This is a genomic window from Proteus vulgaris (genome assembly GCF_033708015.1).
Classification (GTDB): Bacteria; Pseudomonadota; Gammaproteobacteria; order Enterobacterales; family Enterobacteriaceae; genus Proteus.
In genome coordinates this window covers 2,757,954-2,779,223 of the sequence record NZ_CP137920.1, presented here as the reverse complement: position 1 = coordinate 2,779,223, position 21,270 = coordinate 2,757,954, and the positions used below count along the sequence as shown (strand labels likewise).

Below are 21,270 nucleotides of genomic sequence, written 5' to 3'. Positions count from 1 at the left end.
GGGTCATAATGGAAACCATTGAAGAGTTGATTAGCGCGCTTGAACTGGCTGTACCTGAATTAGATGCGCAAGCTTTGCGTGAAAATTTACCTGAGTCAGATGCCCAAGAAGATGTTCTTAATTGGCTATATGAATCACTCTCAGCTCAAGGATTAATGGATTATGTGGAGTGGACAGAATATTTTGGGGATATTCCTGATCTAAAATCATTAGAGCTCATTTCGTTACCTGAATCACCGAGTGCATTAATTTTATCTCAAGTTGAAAATATTGATTGGGATGAGGTGAGTGTAGATCCTTATATGTTGCCTTATGAACTCCCTTATTTGGAATATATTAACCACTTTTTGACTGAAAAAGGATTACGATTGGTCGATCTCACACCGTTTGAAAATGCATATATTCTCTGCATTCGGGATGACGAAGAGATCATTGAAAAACTAGATGGTGCGTTAAATATCTTTGAAATGGGGATTAATGAGCGTGAGCCCATGGATAGGGAAGAAACGAAAGATTATATTCGTTCATTAATTGAGTAGTTTGGTTAATAATAAATAAGCCAAATTCCACTTTGGAAAAAGTATAAAATAAAACCCTGCTTAAGTAAAAAATGAAGTGCCCCCCAATAGTTGGACAACTAATTACTGGGGGCTTTTTATGTCAAAATAGAGTTGCGATTTAAAAATTATCATTGCCAACCAATGTTTATTGGGTGAAGCATTTCGAAAACGTTCAAAATATATTCTATTTCTTTCTTTTTGGACAGATTCTTATTGTAGAAGCTCAATGTAAATGACACTTTTGGGGTTCTATAGCCTTTTCGGACTATAATAAATACTCCAATCAGGTTATTCTTTATAAAGAGTATGACTTATGGAAATTATTCCTGCACTGCTCGCTAAAAAGAGGTTTGTAAAGTTCAACGTGTTTATTTTAAGAATTGTGATGAAATACTTATTATTAATGTCAGTATTTTCATTTAATGCATTAGCTAATCAAGAATGTAATGATATTTCTTCAATGAGCGGGGCATCAGCTTCATTCACATATAAAAAAGCCATAATAACTTCATCAGAAAGAGTTTATTTTTACTCAGCTCCTGATAATAAGTGTCAACTAGAACCCTTTCTCATAAAAAATGATATTATTGAAGTATTTAGAAACAGTTCGGATGGTATAAGTGGTGATAATTGGTTTTATGTGCGTTATAAAAACGATAATAATGAATTTTTTACCGGATGGATAAAAAGCACAAATGCATCTTATTTGAATAATGAAATAAGAAATAGTGGAATATGTTCTTTTAATAAAGAAAATCTAAACCAATATTTTAAATTACCTGATAAGTATAATCATTACACCGTTATTAGTAAAAAAGCATGGTTATATTCATATCCAGATACTAGTTGTAGAAGTTCGAATTTATTTTTGATTCATGGTGATACCATTTCTGCACAAGGAGAGCAATATGGAGAATTTATACTTGTAAATTACTATGATAAGGACGGTGATATAATACGTGGTTGGATAAAAATAAATGAATTAGAAAAATCCAATAATGGAGATATATATCGCAATGATATTAGTGCGTTAGATACTGATTTGGCTGTACGCGTGGTATCGTTATGGCTAAGCAATGAAAATAAATGTTATTTTTATGAAGATTCTAATGATGGCTCTATATATAGATTACTCGTCCATGAGGATCATTATTCATCAAATTGTCGTGGTGGTGCAGATCCACAAACAGCTCCAGTGGTGGCTTGGTTTGATATAGACAAAAAAACAGGAAATATTGACCTAGATGGAATAAATAAGGCATTTGAATAAGAGATGGGGGAGATTGCACTTTATTTGTTATTCTAAGTTTAAAATGCAATTTATTGCTAATCAGGCCCCTGTCATTTACTGCTGAGTCTATTACAATCTTGTATCCCTATACCAAGCACCGTATTTATCTTCTGCTTCCTCCCAACCAGTAACAAAAAAACTTTCAGCATCTGCGCCATCAAGTTGTTTCTGAGCAAACCAAATTTGGTCACCAATCTGGCAATACATTGTCCCTCTCCATGGGTACGGCTTATTTTTGCTGACGTCGGCGCCTTCAAGCATCTTATCTTTATACCAGATATGATTTTTATCGCGCCATAGCAAAAATAACCCCCCGGCTACGACTGTGACGGTCTGTACATCAGCTTCCAGAAAATTGGTCTCATTCATAAATACATGATTTGCATCTTTTGCCAGTCCGTTATATTCATCCAGCCATTCAAACGTTGCTGGGTCAATTCCGGATTTCAGTGTTGTATAATGCCAAACATGCCGTTTATCTGCATAATAATCCGAACCCAGTGAACGAAAGGTGTCAGCATCAGCTTCTGGTAACAATTCACCACATGAATACACCAGATTTCCAGCAAAAAAGAACAGATTATCAAAAGGGCGGACAGTTGTGGGATCTATTTCCGGTACAATTGTTAGACTACCGTTTCCGCCATTCAACATATAGAAATGATCTTTATCCGCATATGCACACCACATTATCTGATGAAAACTAGCACCATCAACGGACAAAAACTGTAATTCGAAACCTCGACCCGGTCCGTTATGCGCCAAAAAACAGACCTCATTACGGATGCGTAACAGAAATGGCGTATCATAGTCTTTTTGCCAGACTTCAAAATCACCATTTTTCAACTCGGATGCCAGTTGACGGCGTTCTTCGTTGGTATAAAAACAATCGATCCAGATCCCGCTTTCATCAGTGTAAATCGAAGTCATGCCGTCGTTGGCTATGCGCCGAAACGTCAGTGGATTTGCGCCATGTACGCATTCTCCTTGATAGTTCACCACATGCTTACCGTCGGATAGATACAATTCGTTTTTTTTCAGTGGTATCCGATTCTCCGGTGTCGCATTACGTAGATAGTGGTTATAACGGCGTTTCATCCTGTTATATAATTTACTGTCAATCCAAGACTTATCGCACTCCTCCTCTTGATTACCCAACTCGCTTATCCATGTCTGCGCCCAGAGTGGAATAGAAAAATTCGTACAATGTTCTGTCCATGACGACGTATTTTTTGAAAGATGCAATGTCCCGCAGATGTTTTCGCCAAGTTGTGCGAGTCCTGTTTTACCGGACGCAATAAACGGTGCTGTCGTGGCAAGCAGTGCCGTAAGCTGCATCATGACTGGGCGCAGCTCCTGATCAGCTATCCACAATGCACAACGCAGCACACCCATGGATTTATCATGCAGCAACATACATCGCTGTATATCGACGGAAGCAGTGAAGTAAGGTAGCAAAGCGTCTCTCACGGTTTCTTCTTGGATTTCCGGTGCAGTAATTGGCCATTTCCTTGGATCGGGGATAGATGATGCTAGCCAACGATCAAATGCCGCCCGTGACAATGGAATTTCGCTGAATAGAAATTGGGGTTCAGCCATATTTTCTCCTGAGAGGTCACTATCAAATCTATTACTTAGTTAGGTTTACCACTGACCATCTTGAACATGCTGCTTACGATAACGATCGCACCACATTGCGGTTGCACCACAAATTGCAACTGGCATGATGACTAAATTTAGAATAGGGATCATGGTAAAAATATTAATAACCATACCAAATTGAAGATTATTCCATTTATCTTGTTTAAGCGAAGACTTCATTGCTGCAAATGAAATTTTATGATTATCAAATGGAAAGTCATTATATTGAATTGCCATCATCCAAGCACCGAAAGCAAACCATAAAACAGGGGCAACAGTTTGTCCAATAGCAGGAATAAAATAGAGCAATAACAAGACAATAGCGCGAGGTAAATAATAAGCTAATTTGGTTAGTTCACGCTTTAAAATACGTGGAATATCTTTCAATATTCCTGCAACCCCTGTATCAGGTGGGGCAATGCCAGTTATTTGGCCTTCTAATTTTTCAGCCAATAATCCATTAAACGGAGAAGCAATAATGTTGGCTAAGGTACTAAAAAAATAGGTGAACACTAATAAAATAAAAATAACGGATAATGGCCAGATTAAATAACTCAACCACTGTAACCAATCAGGCACTTTTTCCATCATCCAATTAACCATGCCACCAATTTGACCATATAACCACCAAAAGGCGCTTCCGAGAATAATAATGTTGGCAAGTAAAGGTAAGATAACAAAACGTTTTAACCCTTTGCGTGTAATTAAACGCCAACCAAGAGCAAAATAATGAAATCCATTTAAATTTTTATTCGTTTCTGTCAAATTTGTCATACTTCCTATTCTCTCCAATGAGGGCAAGCTAGTATCATATAGGGAGATAATCGGCCTTACTAGTCATGAATTGTCTAAAAAATGCGCATAAGAGATTGATGTGTGTATCTTTGTGACAAGAAAATTAAGTATTGGCTTGCACTTATGAGCATTGGCAAATACTCTTAGTAAAAAGTAATATTTGCCAACGTGGCTATTAAACCTCAAGACAACAGAGATAGAAATGATGCAGCAAAATTTGCGTCTGATATTAATCGTTGTTGGTGCGATTTTAATCATAGCTTTGTTATTACACGGCTTATGGATTGGTCGAAAAGAGCGTTCTAAGCTTTTCCGTAATCGCCCAGTAAAACGTCAGAAACAGAATTATCAGTCAGATGAGAACGATGACGAACCACAATATGCTGAGGTTAGTCATCAGACGTCAACTTTATCCTCTACTGAAAAGCGGGAGAGTGAACCACCGATAAAATCGGAGCCTCTACATGAACCTGAAATTTCAGTGGGAGATAGAGATCCATTAATGTCTGAAACCCAAACAAAAGGGGACTCTCATGATACATCATTACAGCAAGAGCCTAGTCTTGGTGTGTTTGATGTTATTGAAAAAGAGCCAGAACCAATTGTTAAGGATGAGCGAAAACAAGCACCGGTGGTGAATATTACGAGTGAAAAATCACACGTTAATACAGTAAGCCCATCGGCGAGTTTTGAGCCTTCAATTTCAGAGACAACGGCTCATGTGACTCCTGTTGAAACTGAGGTTTCGCATCATGCTCCGGCTGAAGAGCCAAACGTTGGATCTGCTTCGCAAGCAACAGAAGCAGAGAAAGAACTGGTTATTGTTCTAAACGTAAGTGCACATCATGGTCAAATGTTAGATGGTGAAGCATTGATGCAAAGTATCATTCAAGCCGGATTCCAGTTTGGTGAAATGAATATTTTCCATCGACATCTTAATCCAACAGCGAATGGTCCTGTGTTGTTTAGTTTAGCGAATATGGTGAAACCGGGAACATTTAACATTGATACAATGGCTGAATTAACGACACCTGGTGTATCGATGTTTATGATGGTGCCATCTTATGGTGATGCTAACCAAAACTTTAAATTGATGTTACTTACGGCTCAACGTATAGCATCTGATGTAGGTGGTGTTGTGCTAGATGATGAGCGCAAACTTTTAACACCACAAAAAATCGAGCTTTATAAATCTAGGATCCGCAGGACGCTGGATTTAAATCAATAGCTTTTGTCTGTAAAAAGCCCCCGCTTGCGGGGGTTTTTCTTCTTTGGTGATCATCATGAATAAAAACACTCAACAAAAAATTGATAAACTTCGCGTTACTCTACGTCACCATGAATATCTTTATCATGTCATGGATGCACCTGAAATACCTGATGCTGAATACGATCGTTTAATGAATGAGCTAAAAGCATTAGAAACTGAACACCCTGAATTAATTACCTCTGATTCGCCTACACAGCGAGTTGGGGCTTTACCTCTAACTGCATTTGAGCAGGTGAAGCATGAAATCCCGATGCTCTCCTTAGATAATGCTTTTGATGAAACGAGCTATCTGGCTTTTGATAAGCGGTTACGTGATCGTTTAAAAAATAGTGAAGAGATCACCTTCTGTTGTGAATTAAAATTAGATGGATTGGCAGTCAGTTTGCTTTATGAAAATGGCGTATTAGTACAAGCTGCAACGCGTGGCGATGGTACAACAGGGGAAAATATTACAGAGAATGTGAGAACGATCAAAGCCATTCCTCTGCGTTTATATGGTGAAGATATTCCTGCTCGTATTGAAATTCGTGGTGAAGTCTTTATGAATGAAAAAGGCTTTGAATATTTAAACGAAGAAGCGCGCCGTACAGGCGGAAAAGTTTTTGCTAATCCACGTAATGCCGCCGCTGGTTCATTAAGACAGCTTGATCCTCGTATTACAGCAAAACGTCCATTGACCTTTTTCTGTTATGGTGTCGGTATACTCGAAGGTGGAGAATTACCGACAAGCCATTATGAGCGCCTACAACAATTTAAGAAATGGGGATTACCTGTTAGCGATGCCGTAAAACTTTGTACAGGTAGCAAAGCAGTACTTGAATTTTATCACCATATAGAAGAAATCCGCCCTAATTTAGGTTTTGATATTGATGGTGTTGTTATCAAGGTTGATGATATTGCACTACAAGAAGATCTGGGTTTTGTATCAAGAGCACCGCGTTGGGCTATTGCTTATAAATTCCAAGCTCAAGAACAAATGACGATTATCAAAGATGTCGAATTCCAAGTAGGGCGTACGGGAGCTATTACACCTGTTGCACGTTTAGAACCGGTTCAAGTTGCAGGTGTTATTGTGAGTAATGCAACGTTACACAATGCTGATGAAATTGAACGCTTAGGGATACGCATTGGTGATACGGTAGTTATTCGTCGAGCAGGTGATGTTATTCCTCAAGTTGTCAGTGTGATTGAAGAAAAACGCCCTGATAATGCTCGAGAAATTGTCTTTCCAACACATTGTCCTATTTGTGATTCTGATGTCGAGCGTATTGAAGGTGAAGCGGTTGCACGTTGTACTGGTGGCTTAATTTGTGGAGCGCAACGTAAAGAAGCACTTAAACATTTTGTTTCACGTCGAGCTATGGATGTGGATGGAATGGGAGATAAAATTATCGACCAACTGGTTGAGAAAGAATATGTCAAAACACCTGCTGATCTCTTCCGTTTGGATGAAAAAATCCTATCGGGTTTAGAACGAATGGGTGAAAAATCAGCTAAAAAATTGATTGCTGCTTTAGATAAGGCTAAATCAACGACATTTGCACGTTTTATTTATGCATTGGGTATTCGGGAAGTCGGTGAAGCAACGGCAAGTGGATTGACAACATATTTCTCAACCCTTGATGCATTACGACATGCAGATGTTGAAGCGCTAAAGTCCGTCCCTGATGTGGGCGATGTTGTGGCTAAACATGTCGTTAATTTCTTCCAAGAAGAACACAATAGAATGGTCATTGATCAATTGATCAATGATGCGGGTATTACATGGCAAGCACCTGTTATTGTGGCGCATGAAGCGGGTGATAATCCTTTTGCAGGTAAAACCGTTGTGTTAACGGGGTCACTTTCACAGCTAACACGCGATGAAGCAAAAGACAGATTAGTGGCATTAGGCGCAAAAGTGAGCGGAAGTGTTTCTAAAAAAACTGACATGGTCATTGCGGGTGAAGCGGCAGGCTCTAAGTTAGTGAAAGCTAACGAGTTAGGGATAACCGTTATTGATGAAGATGAAATGATACGATTACTTGATCAATCGAAATAATCATTCTAATATTTAATAAATGCTACTGGGAAAACCTTCTCAGTGGCATTTTTACTTAAGTTAAATTTACATTTAATGTTTCTTAAGTCACTTTCAAAGTGTGATCAATCTATCTTATTTAATAAATAGTGTGTATGCAGTTTCATGAGATTGTGACAATAGTCACATCGTAATGTTACGCGTTACATAAAATGCTCTACAAGATTTATTTTTATTTTTGGAGCATGCATGTCCTCTATCATTCACTTCGTTTTAGCACTCGCCGTTATTGGCGCATTAGCATTCGTTGCGAGTAACAACCGCAAAGGGATCCGTCTGCGTTATATCGTGCAGTTATTAGTTATTGAAATCGCATTAGCATGGTTCTTCCTCAACTCTGATGTTGGTGAAGGCTTTGTTCGTGGCTTCGCTGGATTATTTGATCACTTATTAGGTTATGCCGCACAAGGTACTGAATTCGTATTTGGTGGCATGATGAAAGGTGGTTTAGCATTCTTCTTCTTGAATGTTTTATGTCCAATTATCTTTATTTCTGCATTAATTGGTATTCTTCAACATATCAAAGTATTACCTTTCGTGATCCGCATTATCGGTACTGTGCTTTCTAAAGTGAACGGTATGGGGAAATTGGAATCATTCAACGCAGTAAGCTCATTGGTTCTTGGTCAATCAGAGAACTTTATTGCCTATAAAGATGTATTAGGCAAAATGTCTCAGCGTCGTATGTACACGATGGCTGCAACAGCAATGTCGACAGTATCCATGTCGATTGTTGGTGCATACATGACAATGTTAGATCCAAAATATGTTGTTGCTGCTTTAGTACTGAATATGTTCAGTACCTTTATTGTTCTTTCTGTGATTAACCCATACTCTGTTGAAAATGAAGAAGAGATCCAAATGGGTAACCTACATGAAGGTCAAAGCTTTTTTGAAATGTTAGGTGAATACATCTTAGCAGGTTTCAAGGTTGCATTAATTGTTGCAGCAATGCTGATTGGTTTTATTGCATTAATTGCTGCTGTGAATGCGATTTTCAGCATGATTTTTGGTATTAGTTTCCAAGATTGCTTAGGTTATGTTTTCTATCCATTAGCATGGGTTATTGGTGTACCAGAGCAAGATGCATTACGTGTTGGTAGTGTTATGGCAACTAAATTAGTGTCTAACGAATTCGTTGCGATGGGTAGCTTACAAGATATCGCCGCTGAAATTTCACCGCGTTCTGTTGGTATCTTATCTGTATTCTTAGTTTCATTTGCTAACTTCTCTTCAATTGGGATTGTTGCAGGTGCAATTAAAGGCCTAAACGAAGTTCAAGGTAACGTTGTTTCTCGTTTCGGTCTGAAATTACTGTTTGGTTCTACATTAGTTAGCTTCTTATCAGCCGCTATTGCAGGTCTGTTTGTTTAATCTCTGAAGATAAAACAGATAGCATGTGAATAAAATAACAATGTAAACTGAGTTACACGTTAATCAAGTAATAGAAAATCAAGCAGTACCTTTGGGTACTGCTTTTTTTATCTTTAAATTACCTTATAATCGATTCTATCCCTACAATGATAGCACGGTAGATAACATGTTAGAAAAACAGCACCTTATCGATATAGCAAACACACAAATGCCATTTGGTAAGTATAAAGGACGTATGTTGGTTGATTTGCCTGAAGAGTACTTATTGTGGTTTGCAAAGAAAGGTGAGTTTCCTGAAGGTAAGCTTGGTCAGCTCATGGAGATGACCTTAGCCATTAAAATTGAAGGTTTAGAAGGGCTATTAAAGCCATTAAAGCGGTGACGTTAATGATTATCCATACCTGATTTTTCAGGTGTTAATGCATTAACAATTTTCTGACTTAATTCAATAAATAATGTTTGTTCTCCGAGTGTTAAACATTCACTTATTTTCTCAGCGTTTTGCTTTCGACCTAATGCCGCTCTTGCTAAAAAAGCGTGACCTTCATCGGTTAAATGAGTAATAAATTCACGCTTGTCTTTTTCAGAACGATGTTGTGCAATAAATCCTAAGGATTTTAATCCTCGCATAAATTTCGATAAATTTTGTCTTGAAATCGCCAACGCATCGCTTAATTGAGAAGGGGTTAAGTCACCTCGTAAGCGCAATAACTCCAAAATATCATACTGACCCCAAGTCACTTGCTCTGGGGTATAACGAGTTCGCTGTGCGACTAATGTACATTGTAATAATGACAATGCATTTTCTAATTCACACTTTTCCATCAATACGCCATCTCATGAATTATGTTAACTAAAGTTAATATTATCAGGTCATTCATTGCGAATAAACTTTATATTGATTAACTAAAGTTAATCAAATAAGATGAGGTATAGTTAACTTTGGTTAATTATATTGTGGTCACCTGATAAAATTCGATGTAATTGATAAGAGGTAAAGTCGAAATGATGGACTTTTTTAAAGATAAAGTGATTTTAGTCACTGGTGCAAGTACGGGTGTAGGTGAAGGTATCGCACAATTATTATTTCAACGTGGTGCAACGGTTTTTATTACAGGCCGGCATTTAGGAGAAATCACAAAAACAGCACGTTCGATTGATATAACTGGCAAGAAAGTTATTGCTTTACAGGCTGATATGACTTCATTTTCTCAAGTTGAAGAAATGATTGACACGATCATTGCTCAAGCTGGCGAATTACATGGCTTAGTTAATAATGCAGGGATCACTGGACCTCATAATACATCTATCGTGGATTATGAAATTGAAGATTGGAAAGCCGTTATTGATACAGACATCAATGGCGTATTTTATGGTTTGAAATACGGCATACCTGCAATATTAAAAAGTGGGGGAGGCAGTATTGTCAATCTTTCTTCATCTAATGGTATTGTGGGAATTGCGGGTATTTCAGCATATACAGCGGCTAAACACGCCGTATTGGGGATCACTCGTTCAGCCGCGCTTGAGTTTGCAGACAAAGGAATAAGGATCAATGCTATTGGACCCGGTTATGTCGATACGCCCAAAATGCAAATGCTCTCTAATGAAGAGCGTGAATGGATGGCAAATACACATCCAATGAAACGAATGGCAACAAGAGAAGAGGTTGCTAAAACGGTCGCGTTTTTACTTTCAGATGAAAGTAGTTTTTCAACAGGGGCATTTTATGCCATAGATGGGGGATACACTGCACAATAGCAATAAATAAGAGGAGTAGAAAACAAAAAATCCCGAAGATTTCTCTTCAGGATTTTAAAATTCTGGTGGAGCTAAACGGGATCGAACCGTTGACCTCTTGCATGCCATGCAAGCGCTCTCCCAACTGAGCTATAACCCCACATATTGGATTGTTCTAGAAGTATATTGGTGGAGCTAAGCGGGATCGAACCGCTGACCTCTTGCATGCCATGCAAGCGCTCTCCCAACTGAGCTATAGCCCCAACATACTAGAACGGGCTTGATAATAGGCAACAAGCACAATACTGTCAATCAGTTAATCTCATATTATTTATTGATTGCTGAAAAAGAGTACAAAAAAAAGATACATTCCCTATTTTAGGAATGTATCTTTCATAGTAAACCAAATTAACGAGTAAATTAAGCTTGGTTTTCTCTCTCAGTAATAAAGTCTAATGCTTTATTAATACGTGCAACGCTACGAGTTTTACCAATAGCATGAACAGTAACATCTAAGGCAGGAGATTGACCTGAACCTGTTACAGCAACACGCAACGGCATACCCACTTTACCCATACCTATTTCTAATTCATCAGCAGTATCTTGAATGGCTTGATGAACATTTTCAGCTGTCCACTCTGTAATTGCTGATAACTTATCGCGAACAACTTCTAATGGTTGGCGAGCAACTGGGCGTAAATGTTTTTTCGCGGCGGCTTCTTCAAAGGTTTCAAAATCAACATAGAAATAGTGGCAGCTTTCAGCCATCTCTTTTAATGTTTTGCAGCGTTCGCCTAATAATTTGATCAGCTCAACTAATGATGGGCCATTGCTGGTATCAATATTTTGTTGTTTGATATGCCAATCTAAATAAACCGCAACTTTCTCTGCGGGTAATGTATTAATGTAGTGATGGTTTAGCCATAACAGTTTATCTGTATTAAATGCGCTTGCTGATTTACTGATAGCTTCTAAAGTGAAGTGCTCAATCATTTCATCAATAGTAAAGATCTCTTGGTCACCATGAGACCAGCCTAAACGGACTAAGTAGTTTAATAGTGCTTCTGGTAGATAGCCATCATCACGATATTGCATTACGCTGACTGCGTTATAGCGTTTAGATAGTTTTTTACCATCATCACCTAGAATCATTGATACGTGAGCATATTCAGGTACGGGTGCGCCTAATGCTTTGAGAATATTGATTTGGCGTGGTGTGTTGTTGATATGATCTTCACCACGAATAACATGAGTGATTTCCATATCCCAGTCATCGATAACAACACAGAAGTTATAAGTTGGAGAGCCATCAGTGCGACGAATAATCAGATCGTCAAGCTCTTGGTTACTAAATTCAATTGGACCACGAATTTTATCATCAAAAATAACAGAACCTTCTTGTGGGTTTAAGAAACGCACAACATGAGGTTCATCGGCGCTGTGATTATGGTTACCATTACGGCAGCAACCATCGTAACGAGGTTTTTCGCCTTTCGCCATTTGATCTTCGCGTAATTGTTCTAAACGCTCTTTAGAGCAATAGCAACGGTATGCTGTACCCGCAGATAACATTTCATCAATCACTTGGTTATAGCGATCGAAGCGTTTAGTCTGATAATAAGGACCTTCATCCCAATTCAGATTTAACCAATTCATACCGTCCATGATTGCATCGATAGCTGGCTGTGTAGAACGTTCTAAGTCAGTGTCTTCTATACGCAGTACAAATTCGCCCTTATTGTGACGGCTATATAACCAGGAATAAAGTGCGGTACGCGCACCACCAACATGTAGATAGCCAGTAGGACTTGGTGCAAAACGGGTTTTTATTTTACTCATTGGGATTGCCTTTGTACGTCTTACTTATATAGATAAGTAATCGTGATTATCAAAAAAAAGAAATGGTTGCCTTATTTTATCACTGGATGCTAATTCCTCAATGGCATTAAGCTTTTAACTGAGATAAAAATTTCAAATTGATGATTTTTTGTTTGACGAAGCGTACCCATAGGATTATTTTGGTCAATTGCTGTGTCACTAATGGTGCTAAAAAAAGCATCTTGACTAAAAATAAAACGAACGATCATTTTCACGATAAAAAACTGATAAAAATCGTTGACTCATAGCGCAGTATCCCTATAATGCACCCCATCACGACGGGCGGTTAGCTCAGTTGGTAGAGCATCTCCCTTACAAGGAGGAGGTCGTTGGTTCGAGCCCAATACCGCCCACCAATATTTTCGTTGTGATAAGTTGTATGATTTAGTGTGATTGGGCGGTTAGCTCAGTTGGTAGAGCATCTCCCTTACAAGGAGGAGGTCGTTGGTTCGAGCCCAATACCGCCCACCAATTACATTAAAGCGTGGTAGTGAGAATTTAGTCATCATGAAGTGGGCGGTTAGCTCAGTTGGTAGAGCATCTCCCTTACAAGGAGGAGGTCGTTGGTTCGAGCCCAATACCGCCCACCACTTCATTCGGTTATTTCGAACAATATCACACAGTTAGGTATGGGTCGTTAGCTCAGTCGGTAGAGCAGTTGACTTTTAATCAATTGGTCGGGCGTTCGAATCGCCCACGACCCACCATTCCTAAAAATACAACATAAGTAGTGAACATTGTGACGGGTCGTTAGCTCAGTCGGTAGAGCAGTTGACTTTTAATCAATTGGTCGGGCGTTCGAATCGCCCACGACCCACCATTCACAACATTACTTACAGATTTACGCAAATTTATTAAATGGGTCGTTAGCTCAGTCGGTAGAGCAGTTGACTTTTAATCAATTGGTCGGGCGTTCGAATCGCCCACGACCCACCATTTAATAATAAAGCGGGCGGTTAGCTCAGTTGGTAGAGCATCTCCCTTACAAGGAGGAGGTCGTTGGTTCGAGCCCAATACCGCCCACCATTTCTTTATTTCTTCCTTTATACCTTCTTTTCTCCTTATTCTGCCTCTTAAATGACTAATAATTATTTTATTTTTTAATTTCTATGCTACTGCCGTCTAATCTAATTTCTTAGAGTCTCAATCGCTTTCTCTGTGTCAGCTGTTCCTGTTCTATCATATTGCGGATTATCTCACTCATGAGCGTATATCTTTACACGCATGCTTTTTTCGTCCCTATATTGGCTCACCTCTTTATATACCCAAGGCAATACTTATCTTGTTTTTTGGAACGACTCGTTTCTAAGGCAGTTTTAACTTGTTATTGCATTATGTTTTCTGTGAAAAAAATCATAAGTCGTTTTTTTTATTGCGTTTTTATATTTTGTCATGTTTTTTTCATTTGAAATGGTGGGTAGCTTAAAAAGCTGATTTTCAGTTGTTAAGTTAATTATTTTGGATAAGTGGGTTCGTGTAGTAGAAAATATATATTTATTTTTGAATAGAGCTTAAGTTTTGAACTGAAAATATAAAAAAAAATTACTCTAATTGAAAAAGAAAGATCTACTCCTTTTGGGGGTAAATGTGGGTGTTTTCAGTTTCTTTATAAAATTAAATAACCTAAGATGCATTTTTATAAGTTATCTGAGTATATTTCATTAGCTATATTCCTAATAAAATGAGTAAGTTAAAAAATTTTAAATGAGTATAAAAAAATATGTGGCACTTCTTTTTTTAGAAAAAATTCAGAAGAGCAGAGATAAAAATTGAGATTTATAGTTAATCTTTCTTACTTTTTATAAAACACTGGATCGTGTTAGCAAGAAAAAAGATTAATTATAATGATGTTTTATCTTCTTTTTTCTTCTTGTATAAAGATATATTCGAACAAGAAAAGATGTTTAACTATTTGATTTAAAATGAATTAAATTTAAAATTTGATATTTATCAAAATATCATCATAATGAACTGGATAATAAATGATATAAAGCAAAAAACACTTATTTCATCAGTAATTGATTTGTCCTGGAGTAGTTAATTTCATTTTTTATGATAAATGGAGAAATTTGTGTATTTAGCATGAATATAAATTATATAAAAATATTAATGATTACTTTACGCTAAGAATGACTCTTATATGGAATAGGTGTAATTACTTAGGATATAGAAAGATTGATTTTTATTTTTTTTAACAAAATTAGATCATACTAAAACCGATATTTAATAGTTCATTCCCTTATAAATTTAACTTAAGATGTGATAGTTGCTTTGTTTTTGCAATGTATCAAATGTACGTATTTGAGTGAAAAAGAAAGAATAGTATTCTGAAGTCATAAAAAGAACGTTTTTTATGGTAACTCGTGTACTATTCAAATAACTTACTGATAAAACAAAAATATTTATATTCTTATTCACCTTTTTTTATTTCATAAAGAAGATTTTTAATCTAATTTAAAATTAAAATAAGTTATTCATTAATAAAAATTCAAAAAAAATGAGTAATTAAATATATTATTTATTTATTCTAGAGTAATAAAGAATTGTAGATTTTGAAATATGTTTAGCTGAAAAAGTAAGGGTTTATGCTTATATAAATTAATTAACAAATGTTTAAAATGTGATTTATATCCACACTTTAATGCAATTAGTGTAACTCATTGATATTATAAAATAATATAGATTGTCTTGTAAAATAATCAGATTTCATTGATATTGCTTAAGCTATTTAATAAAAATAAGAAAATCGCTATCTTTATGAGGTTAATTTACTAATTTAAATAAATCAGGCTGATATAAGTTGATTTATTTTTACTCAATACAAACAATCACACTTTAAATTAACCTTCCACCAGATAATAATTCTAATTAATGAGTAAAATTTAAGGAAAAAAAAGCGTAGTTTTATAATTAAAATATTTTAACTGCATGAAAATAAAGAACATATAGCATTATCCTAGGTATTATTAACTAGTGCGAGTAAATCATCATGCTTGTATTGTCTTTTTTTGATTGGTTGAAAGTGTTTAAATGCGTAGTATATTATTTACATATGATAAGCAATGTTATGAATTGTAATATTTCTTATCTACTAAAAATAATATTTTATTAAAACAAAAAGGTGTCATCGATAATATATATTTTTACATATTATTGCATAGGAACACACCATTATAAAATTAGATATCAATCAAAGTGAAAAGCGAGAACAATATTATGAGTAGCAAGTATCCAGTCGCTTATGCAGTTGGACAAAAAATTAAATCATTAAGAAAATCTCAAGGTTATACTGTATTTCAGTTAGCAAAAGAGATTGATATTAGTGAACAACAATTATTTCGTTATGAGCGTGGTGTAAACCGTATTGATATTGATTGCTTAGTTAGAGTTCTTGAAGTGCTAGGTGTTAATATTGGTAGCTTCTTTGAAGAAGTAACAGGTGGAATGGCACAAGAAACTGAGTGTAATGAACAACATATTCCATCTCATTTTGATAGCAAGGCTCTTTCTATCTTCTAATTATTTTCTAAGATTAGAAAGCAACTCATTTTAGAATAACTAAATTGAGTAAGATAATTCTTATATACTAGTATTTGTCTTTAGTTAATTAATAATAAGAATTTTCTTAATTATTGAAATAAAGCCTTTATATGAAACCAATGCCCTTATTAGGGCATTTTTTGCGTTTATAAAGAATAAATATTTTAAATTTTTACAAAAAAAAGAATAACTATATTGTAAGTGAACTGCGACTTTCATGTTTGGAGAAATATATTCTCATATTTATTTGTGTGAGAAAATCTAACTAATTAATACTTTTTTAGAATAAACAAACCATAAAATTACCTCTTATATTACTTGCCACGATTTCACTTTCTAATAACATTTTTGAAGCAATTAAGTATATAAATGATGCCTTTCACACGAATGGATTTAAAAAAGTGACTTTTAATATGTTAAAGGCAAAAATGTGTAGTAGTGCAAATACGTTATTAGATCAAAATTTATGTATTTATCATTAAATGACTATTTGCGGAAAATGGTAGTTAATATCACATTAGGGTAGATGATTGTCGCCCCTTCATTCTGAGTATGAAGAGGCGTTCACAATGAGTTTTTGGCGGTTTAATAATGTGTTCGAGCGACGAGCCAGAGAGGGGGATATTAAAAAATGAATACAATGATGCTTATCGCAAATGTAATATGTATCATTGTATAAACTTGTATCTGAATTAAGATCAAAAAAATGCCTGTTTAAACAGGCATTTTAGGACATGAAACGGAATAGAAGGGTATTAAGAAATTAATGTTCGATTTTTTCTGCTACCGAACCATGATCATCATGTTTATTGTGACGGTGATGACCATCGATCATACTACGGAATGTTTGAGTAAAAGTATCACCCAGTGTACATAAATAGAAATGTGCACAAATGAACATTAATGCCACGATCCCTAACACTAAGTGTGCTTTTAGCATCCAATAGCCTTCACCCAGTACTTCAGGATATAAACATAATAATCCAGTAATAAGTAGCAGCGGTACTAAGCCAAACATTACACCTAAGTAAGCGAGTTGTTGAAGTGGATTAAATTTATCAGTTTCAGTTGCTGCGAAAGGGTGTGGTTCGCCTTTCATTATACCGTAAAGATAAAAGCGAGCTTGTTTGATACAACGACCAATTAATCCGCTAAACCTTACTTTATAATGCACGCCGTTGCTGGTTGTTAAGTTGATAAGAATAAAACCAATCCAGAACGCGATAAGAATAAAACCACAGATCTTATGTAATAGCACCATTGAAGTGACATTACCGATAGAGAAATGCCCTAAAAATCCACTCAATAGTAATAGAATAAACAGTAACGCATTACCCCAGTGCCAAAAACGTATTGCTTTAGAGTATAAATAAACTCGTTCTTCTTCATAATGACCTGCGTGTTTTGGTGCAAGAGCATAGCGTAGCAAGCCATGAATAACTAATACGGCTATCATAGCAACGATTAATAAACCAGCTGCCATTAACCATACAGGCCAATAATCTGGCGTATAGTAGAGTTCGGCTCCCCAGATACTAGTCATGCTTTATCTCCCTGATGGATTTCTTTACGACGGAATAAACTTGGTTTTCCGACATTATCTAATTGGTATTGATAAACCGATTTTTGTTTGATCCAAGCCTGAATTTCAGGTGAGTCGATGCGACCAAAAGCAAGTGCATCCGTTGGACACACCGAGACACACGCAGGTAATTCACCTTCCGTTAATCGAGTATCAGAACAGAAGTTACATTTATCTGCGATATGCGTTATTGGGTTAATATAACGAACATGGTAAGGGCATGCACCGACACAGTAATCACAGCCGATACACAGCTCTTTTTTCACCTGAACGATACCATTTTCATCAATAAAAGAGGCACCAGTAGGACACACTGAAACACAAGGTGCATCTTCACAATGTTGACAAGAAACACGGAAAAATTGGTAATGTGGATTACCTGCTTCATCATCATGAGGGCCTTGAATTTGGACTTGAAGTCGGCTAAATCCTTCTGGAATGTCATTGATGACTTTACACGCGACAGTACAAGCTTGGCAGCCAATACAACGTTTCTCATCATGTAACATGACAAATTGTTTATCATTATTGTTCATCGTTATTTTCCCTTAAGCACGACTAATTTTGACACCTGATGTATGCACATCAGTACCTGATACAGGACTAATTTCATGAGGTAATAAGTTGCCACAGTGAACGCCTGTTGTAGTCGCTGCTGTTCTCGCACCTGCTTTTGCCCCCGATCCCATATAAACAAATACGGTATCAGGACGAATGCCTTCAGTGATCAAAGCATGTGCTTTTTCTTTACCTGTACTATTTTCTAAAATGATTTCATCACCATGTTTAATTCCATGATTTTTAGCCGTTTCAGGGTGGAGCCAAACAGGATTTTTCCACATTAATTCGGCTAATAATGGTACATATTGTGTTGCCCCATTAGTGTGAACGGCGACTTTGCCTTGGATAAAGTAAAGCTCGTCTTTTTCTTTTAATGGGAAGTTATGGAAGCGAGGAATACCATAATTTTCTAAACGGCTTTCGAGTTCTTCAGAATAGATTTCAATTAAGCCACTGGGTGATTTAAATGACAGTGATTTTTCCATCATATTGTTGCCATCAACATGTTTGATAGCATCTGGATATTGTTCAACGAAGGCTTTTACATAAGAAGGCTCACGTAAAAGTAACGGAATTCCATAGGACAAGTAGCCTTTTTTATGGATTTCCTTATACAACGTTTCATCACCATTGACTTGATATAGTTGGCGAACCCCCATATTTTCCCATGGAAAATATTGAGCTAATCCTAGTTCTTTCCCTAATTCCATCCAAATTAACCAGCTGGGTTTTGTATCACCAATGGGTTCCACAACTTGCTGACGGAGGGCATAAGCTGGATTGAGACCCGAAACATCAGAAATCTCTTCATCGCGTTCTAAATACGTTGTTTCAGGTAATAGATAATCTGCATAAGCGGCACTTTCACTTAAATACACATCACAACTAACAATTAAATCTAATTTTTGTGCCGTTTTTTCTAAATCAGGGCGACAACTTACGGTTTGGAATGGGTTATGGCGAGACATAATCCATGCTTTGGTTTGATAAGGTACACCGCTTAATGTTGAATCAATAATTGATTGAACGATACCGCCACCTTTATTGATATATTTAAACTGAGGTGCTGTTGCATCGATACGTTTGGCGGTAATTTCAGGCATTCCTTTAACGCTTGGTTTTGCCAATTCAGGGGCAACATTAATACCTGCAAGTTTATTGTATTTTGATGCTGCTTTTTTCTGATACATACCTCCTTCACGTTCAAAATTACCAAGTAAGGCATTGAAGGTGAAGATCATTCTGCGCATATTAATTTCTTCTTTATTAAAGGTTGCGCGGTGACCAGGCATAATCAATGCGTGAGGTGCTTTTGCGGCAATCTCACGAGTAATACGAATAATGTCTTTTGCCGGAACATCTGAGTGTGCCTGTGCCCATTCAGGCGTTGTATCTTGTAGAACTTCTTTTAATTGAGGTAAACCAACAGTAAATTTCTCAACGAAATCTTTATCATAAAGATTTTCTTTCAGCATGATATGGCACATAGCCATTAGCACGGGTAAATCACCACCAGGACGAATAGCAAACCACTCATCTGCTTTACTTGAAACAACCGATAAACGAGGATCAAAACTAACTAGTTTTGCACCTCGCTCTTGTGCAGTCATTAATTCATGGGTTTCTGCAACTTCGATGCCTTCATAAAGGTTATGACCAAAAGAAAGAATATATTTAGAATTTGCTAAATCCATTTTAAGGTCGCCACCCATCATCACGGATGCTGCAATGGCTTTACCCGCAGGGCAAGTGCTCGCGTGTGTAAACGTATTTGGAGAGCCAAATGCAGCAGCCAAATGGAAAAGGTGAGAAGAAAGTGAACCTGATTTAGATGAAAAAGAGATACTTTCTGCACCATAATTCTGTTTTATGGTATTCATCTTTTCTGCAATTTCTTTATAAGCTTGTTCCCAGCTTATAACTTCCCATTCACCTGCACCTCTTGGACCCTTGCGTTTCATGGGTTTAACAATACGGTTGGGATCGTTGACAAGGCTTACACCACTTCCACCTCTGGCACAAACTCGGCTACTTTGGTGCTCCGCATTTCTATTTCCTTGGATAAAAACGGTCTTGTTGTTAACAACCTGAGCTTCTATCGGACAACGATAAGAACACATTTCACACAGGCTAGGTGTTAATTTTGACTGACCCTTAAGAGAATCTACAGGATTAAATGCAAGTGCCCCCGGTGGTAAACTACCCACGGTACAACCCACACATCCGATCCCCATCCCCTTAATGAAAGAACGACGACTAATACTCATATAACCTCCAGTTTCTTCTTATAGCTAAATATTATATACGGACGGTTAAATAAATATTTGAAGGTGCCTCCATTTTATTAATCTATAAGTGATGAGTTCGTTGTAAATAATAAATAATAGAGAATGAGAAGTTAATAAATATCACTAAATAATTTAACTAAAATAGACAGAATCAAATGATAATTATTTTCTTCTATTAATGGCTATTATAAAAATTTAGAGAAGGAATGGGGAATTTTGAGGGATATAACAGTTATAGATTGTTCTTTAAAATTCACTAACTTATGATATTAATTTATTCTATTAAAGTGTATTTAAAATATATGATTAATAATAATTAAAAATTGACAAGAAAAACCATCGATATATAATAATTTATATATCGAAAATTAATTTTATTGTAATTAAATTGTTATTTAAATAATCAGATTAAATAATATTTTTATATTATTTAACTTTGTTTTTTTCTTAACCTATCTTCTTATAAAAATAGCTAACTTATTATTTTAATAATAAATACAAATAAAATAGAAAAATAAATTAGTGGCAAGCAGTATGAAAAACACTCAGTTAAATGTATTCAGATGGAGATTAAACGTGAGACAATTTATAAATTATTATTCATTATGTTTAAATATTAATTAATTATATTAATAGTTATAGAACTGTATCATGATTGTCAAAGAGAGAT

General features: G+C 36.2%; 15 protein-coding genes and 9 tRNA genes. 15 read left to right on the top strand and 9 right to left on the bottom strand.

The genetic code is table 11. From position 1 onward, the window contains the following. Window positions 1-8 precede the first annotated feature (8 nt). On the top strand, window positions 9-539 hold the full coding sequence (locus SB028_RS13410) for a hypothetical protein (RefSeq protein ID WP_069368031.1): 531 nt from the start codon (window positions 9-11) through the stop codon (window positions 537-539). Between the two features lie 334 nt (window positions 540-873). Beyond that, a complete protein-coding gene (locus tag SB028_RS13405) occupies window positions 874-1,830 on the top strand; it encodes a hypothetical protein (protein ID WP_077885094.1) in 957 nt (318 codons plus the stop codon). A gap of 90 nt (window positions 1,831-1,920) precedes the next feature. Here the strand turns inward: SB028_RS13405 and SB028_RS13400 are convergent, their stop codons facing one another. Together SB028_RS13400 and cysZ are read right to left on the bottom strand one after the other, a co-directional pair. Further along, window positions 1,921-3,450: a DKNYY domain-containing protein gene (locus SB028_RS13400; RefSeq protein WP_069367875.1), complete on the bottom strand. Its 1,530-nt coding sequence runs from the start codon at window positions 3,448-3,450 to the stop codon at window positions 1,921-1,923. A gap of 45 nt (window positions 3,451-3,495) precedes the next feature. Continuing rightward, entirely contained in the window at window positions 3,496-4,266 is a 771-nt protein-coding gene (cysZ, locus tag SB028_RS13395; protein WP_069367876.1) for a sulfate transporter CysZ, read from the bottom strand. Window positions 4,267-4,489: 223 nt separating this feature from the next. On the opposite strand from cysZ, the gene zipA reads away from it, so the two are divergent. From zipA to SB028_RS13375, 4 genes are all read left to right on the top strand, one after another. After that, window positions 4,490-5,515, top strand: coding sequence for a cell division protein ZipA (gene zipA / locus SB028_RS13390; protein ID WP_069367877.1), 1,026 nt, complete (start codon window positions 4,490-4,492; stop codon window positions 5,513-5,515). A 55-nt stretch (window positions 5,516-5,570) separates the two neighbouring features. Next, the gene (gene ligA / locus SB028_RS13385; RefSeq protein WP_069367878.1) at window positions 5,571-7,598 is read left to right on the top strand and encodes an NAD-dependent DNA ligase LigA; all 2,028 of its coding nucleotides are present in this window, start codon (window positions 5,571-5,573) and stop codon (window positions 7,596-7,598) included. 228 nt (window positions 7,599-7,826) lie between these two features. Beyond that, the gene (locus tag SB028_RS13380; protein ID WP_069367879.1) at window positions 7,827-9,011 is read left to right on the top strand and encodes a NupC/NupG family nucleoside CNT transporter; all 1,185 of its coding nucleotides are present in this window, start codon (window positions 7,827-7,829) and stop codon (window positions 9,009-9,011) included. A gap of 166 nt (window positions 9,012-9,177) precedes the next feature. Then, complete coding sequence (locus SB028_RS13375; protein WP_023581656.1) at window positions 9,178-9,393, top strand: DUF3820 family protein; 216 nt, start codon at window positions 9,178-9,180, stop codon at window positions 9,391-9,393. A gap of 2 nt (window positions 9,394-9,395) precedes the next feature. On the opposite strand, the gene SB028_RS13370 is transcribed toward SB028_RS13375, so the two are convergent. Then, window positions 9,396-9,836: a MarR family winged helix-turn-helix transcriptional regulator gene (locus SB028_RS13370; protein WP_069367880.1), complete on the bottom strand. Its 441-nt coding sequence runs from the start codon at window positions 9,834-9,836 to the stop codon at window positions 9,396-9,398. Between the two features lie 183 nt (window positions 9,837-10,019). Here SB028_RS13370 and SB028_RS13365 point away from each other — a divergent pair, with 183 nt between their 5' ends. Next, window positions 10,020-10,772: an SDR family NAD(P)-dependent oxidoreductase gene (locus tag SB028_RS13365; protein WP_069368033.1), complete on the top strand. Its 753-nt coding sequence runs from the start codon at window positions 10,020-10,022 to the stop codon at window positions 10,770-10,772. Window positions 10,773-10,835: 63 nt separating this feature from the next. Here SB028_RS13365 and SB028_RS13360 read toward each other — a convergent pair. The 3 genes from SB028_RS13360 to gltX all read right to left on the bottom strand — a co-directional run bounded on the left by SB028_RS13360 (window position 10,836) and on the right by gltX (window position 12,590). Beyond that, a tRNA-Ala gene (locus SB028_RS13360) sits at window positions 10,836-10,911 on the bottom strand. 27 nt (window positions 10,912-10,938) lie between these two features. Then, window positions 10,939-11,014 (bottom strand) — tRNA-Ala (locus SB028_RS13355). A 157-nt stretch (window positions 11,015-11,171) separates the two neighbouring features. Continuing rightward, entirely contained in the window at window positions 11,172-12,590 is a 1,419-nt protein-coding gene (gene gltX / locus SB028_RS13350; protein ID WP_069367881.1) for a glutamate--tRNA ligase, read from the bottom strand. Between the two features lie 319 nt (window positions 12,591-12,909). On the opposite strand from gltX, the gene SB028_RS13345 reads away from it, so the two are divergent. The 8 genes from SB028_RS13345 (at window position 12,910) to SB028_RS13310 (ending at window position 16,148) form a co-directional block, all read left to right on the top strand. Continuing rightward, a tRNA-Val gene (locus SB028_RS13345) sits at window positions 12,910-12,985 on the top strand. Between the two features lie 39 nt (window positions 12,986-13,024). Further along, window positions 13,025-13,100, top strand: a tRNA-Val gene (locus tag SB028_RS13340). 43 nt (window positions 13,101-13,143) lie between these two features. Continuing rightward, window positions 13,144-13,219 (top strand) — tRNA-Val (locus SB028_RS13335). Between the two features lie 41 nt (window positions 13,220-13,260). Beyond that, window positions 13,261-13,336 (top strand) — tRNA-Lys (locus SB028_RS13330). A gap of 37 nt (window positions 13,337-13,373) precedes the next feature. Continuing rightward, window positions 13,374-13,449, top strand: a tRNA-Lys gene (locus SB028_RS13325). A 40-nt stretch (window positions 13,450-13,489) separates the two neighbouring features. After that, window positions 13,490-13,565: transfer RNA gene (locus tag SB028_RS13320), tRNA-Lys, on the top strand. Between the two features lie 14 nt (window positions 13,566-13,579). Then, window positions 13,580-13,655, top strand: a tRNA-Val gene (locus SB028_RS13315). Window positions 13,656-15,845: 2,190 nt separating this feature from the next. Then, complete coding sequence (locus SB028_RS13310; RefSeq protein ID WP_069367882.1) at window positions 15,846-16,148, top strand: helix-turn-helix domain-containing protein; 303 nt, start codon at window positions 15,846-15,848, stop codon at window positions 16,146-16,148. A gap of 784 nt (window positions 16,149-16,932) precedes the next feature. On the opposite strand, the gene phsC is transcribed toward SB028_RS13310, so the two are convergent. The 3 genes from phsC to phsA are packed head-to-tail and all read right to left on the bottom strand — an operon-like array spanning window position 16,933 to window position 20,579. Further along, on the bottom strand, window positions 16,933-17,712 hold the full coding sequence (phsC, locus tag SB028_RS13305; protein WP_069367883.1) for a thiosulfate reductase cytochrome B subunit: 780 nt from the start codon (window positions 17,710-17,712) through the stop codon (window positions 16,933-16,935). Next, the gene (locus tag SB028_RS13300) at window positions 17,709-18,287 is read right to left on the bottom strand and encodes a 4Fe-4S dicluster domain-containing protein (RefSeq protein ID WP_069367884.1); all 579 of its coding nucleotides are present in this window, start codon (window positions 18,285-18,287) and stop codon (window positions 17,709-17,711) included. Before SB028_RS13300 ends, phsC begins: the two co-directional genes overlap by 4 nt. A gap of 12 nt (window positions 18,288-18,299) precedes the next feature. Then, window positions 18,300-20,579 (bottom strand): thiosulfate reductase PhsA, encoded by a 2,280-nt coding sequence (gene phsA, locus SB028_RS13295; protein WP_069367885.1) that lies wholly within the window; start codon window positions 20,577-20,579, stop codon window positions 18,300-18,302. Window positions 20,580-21,270: the final 691 nt, after the last annotated feature.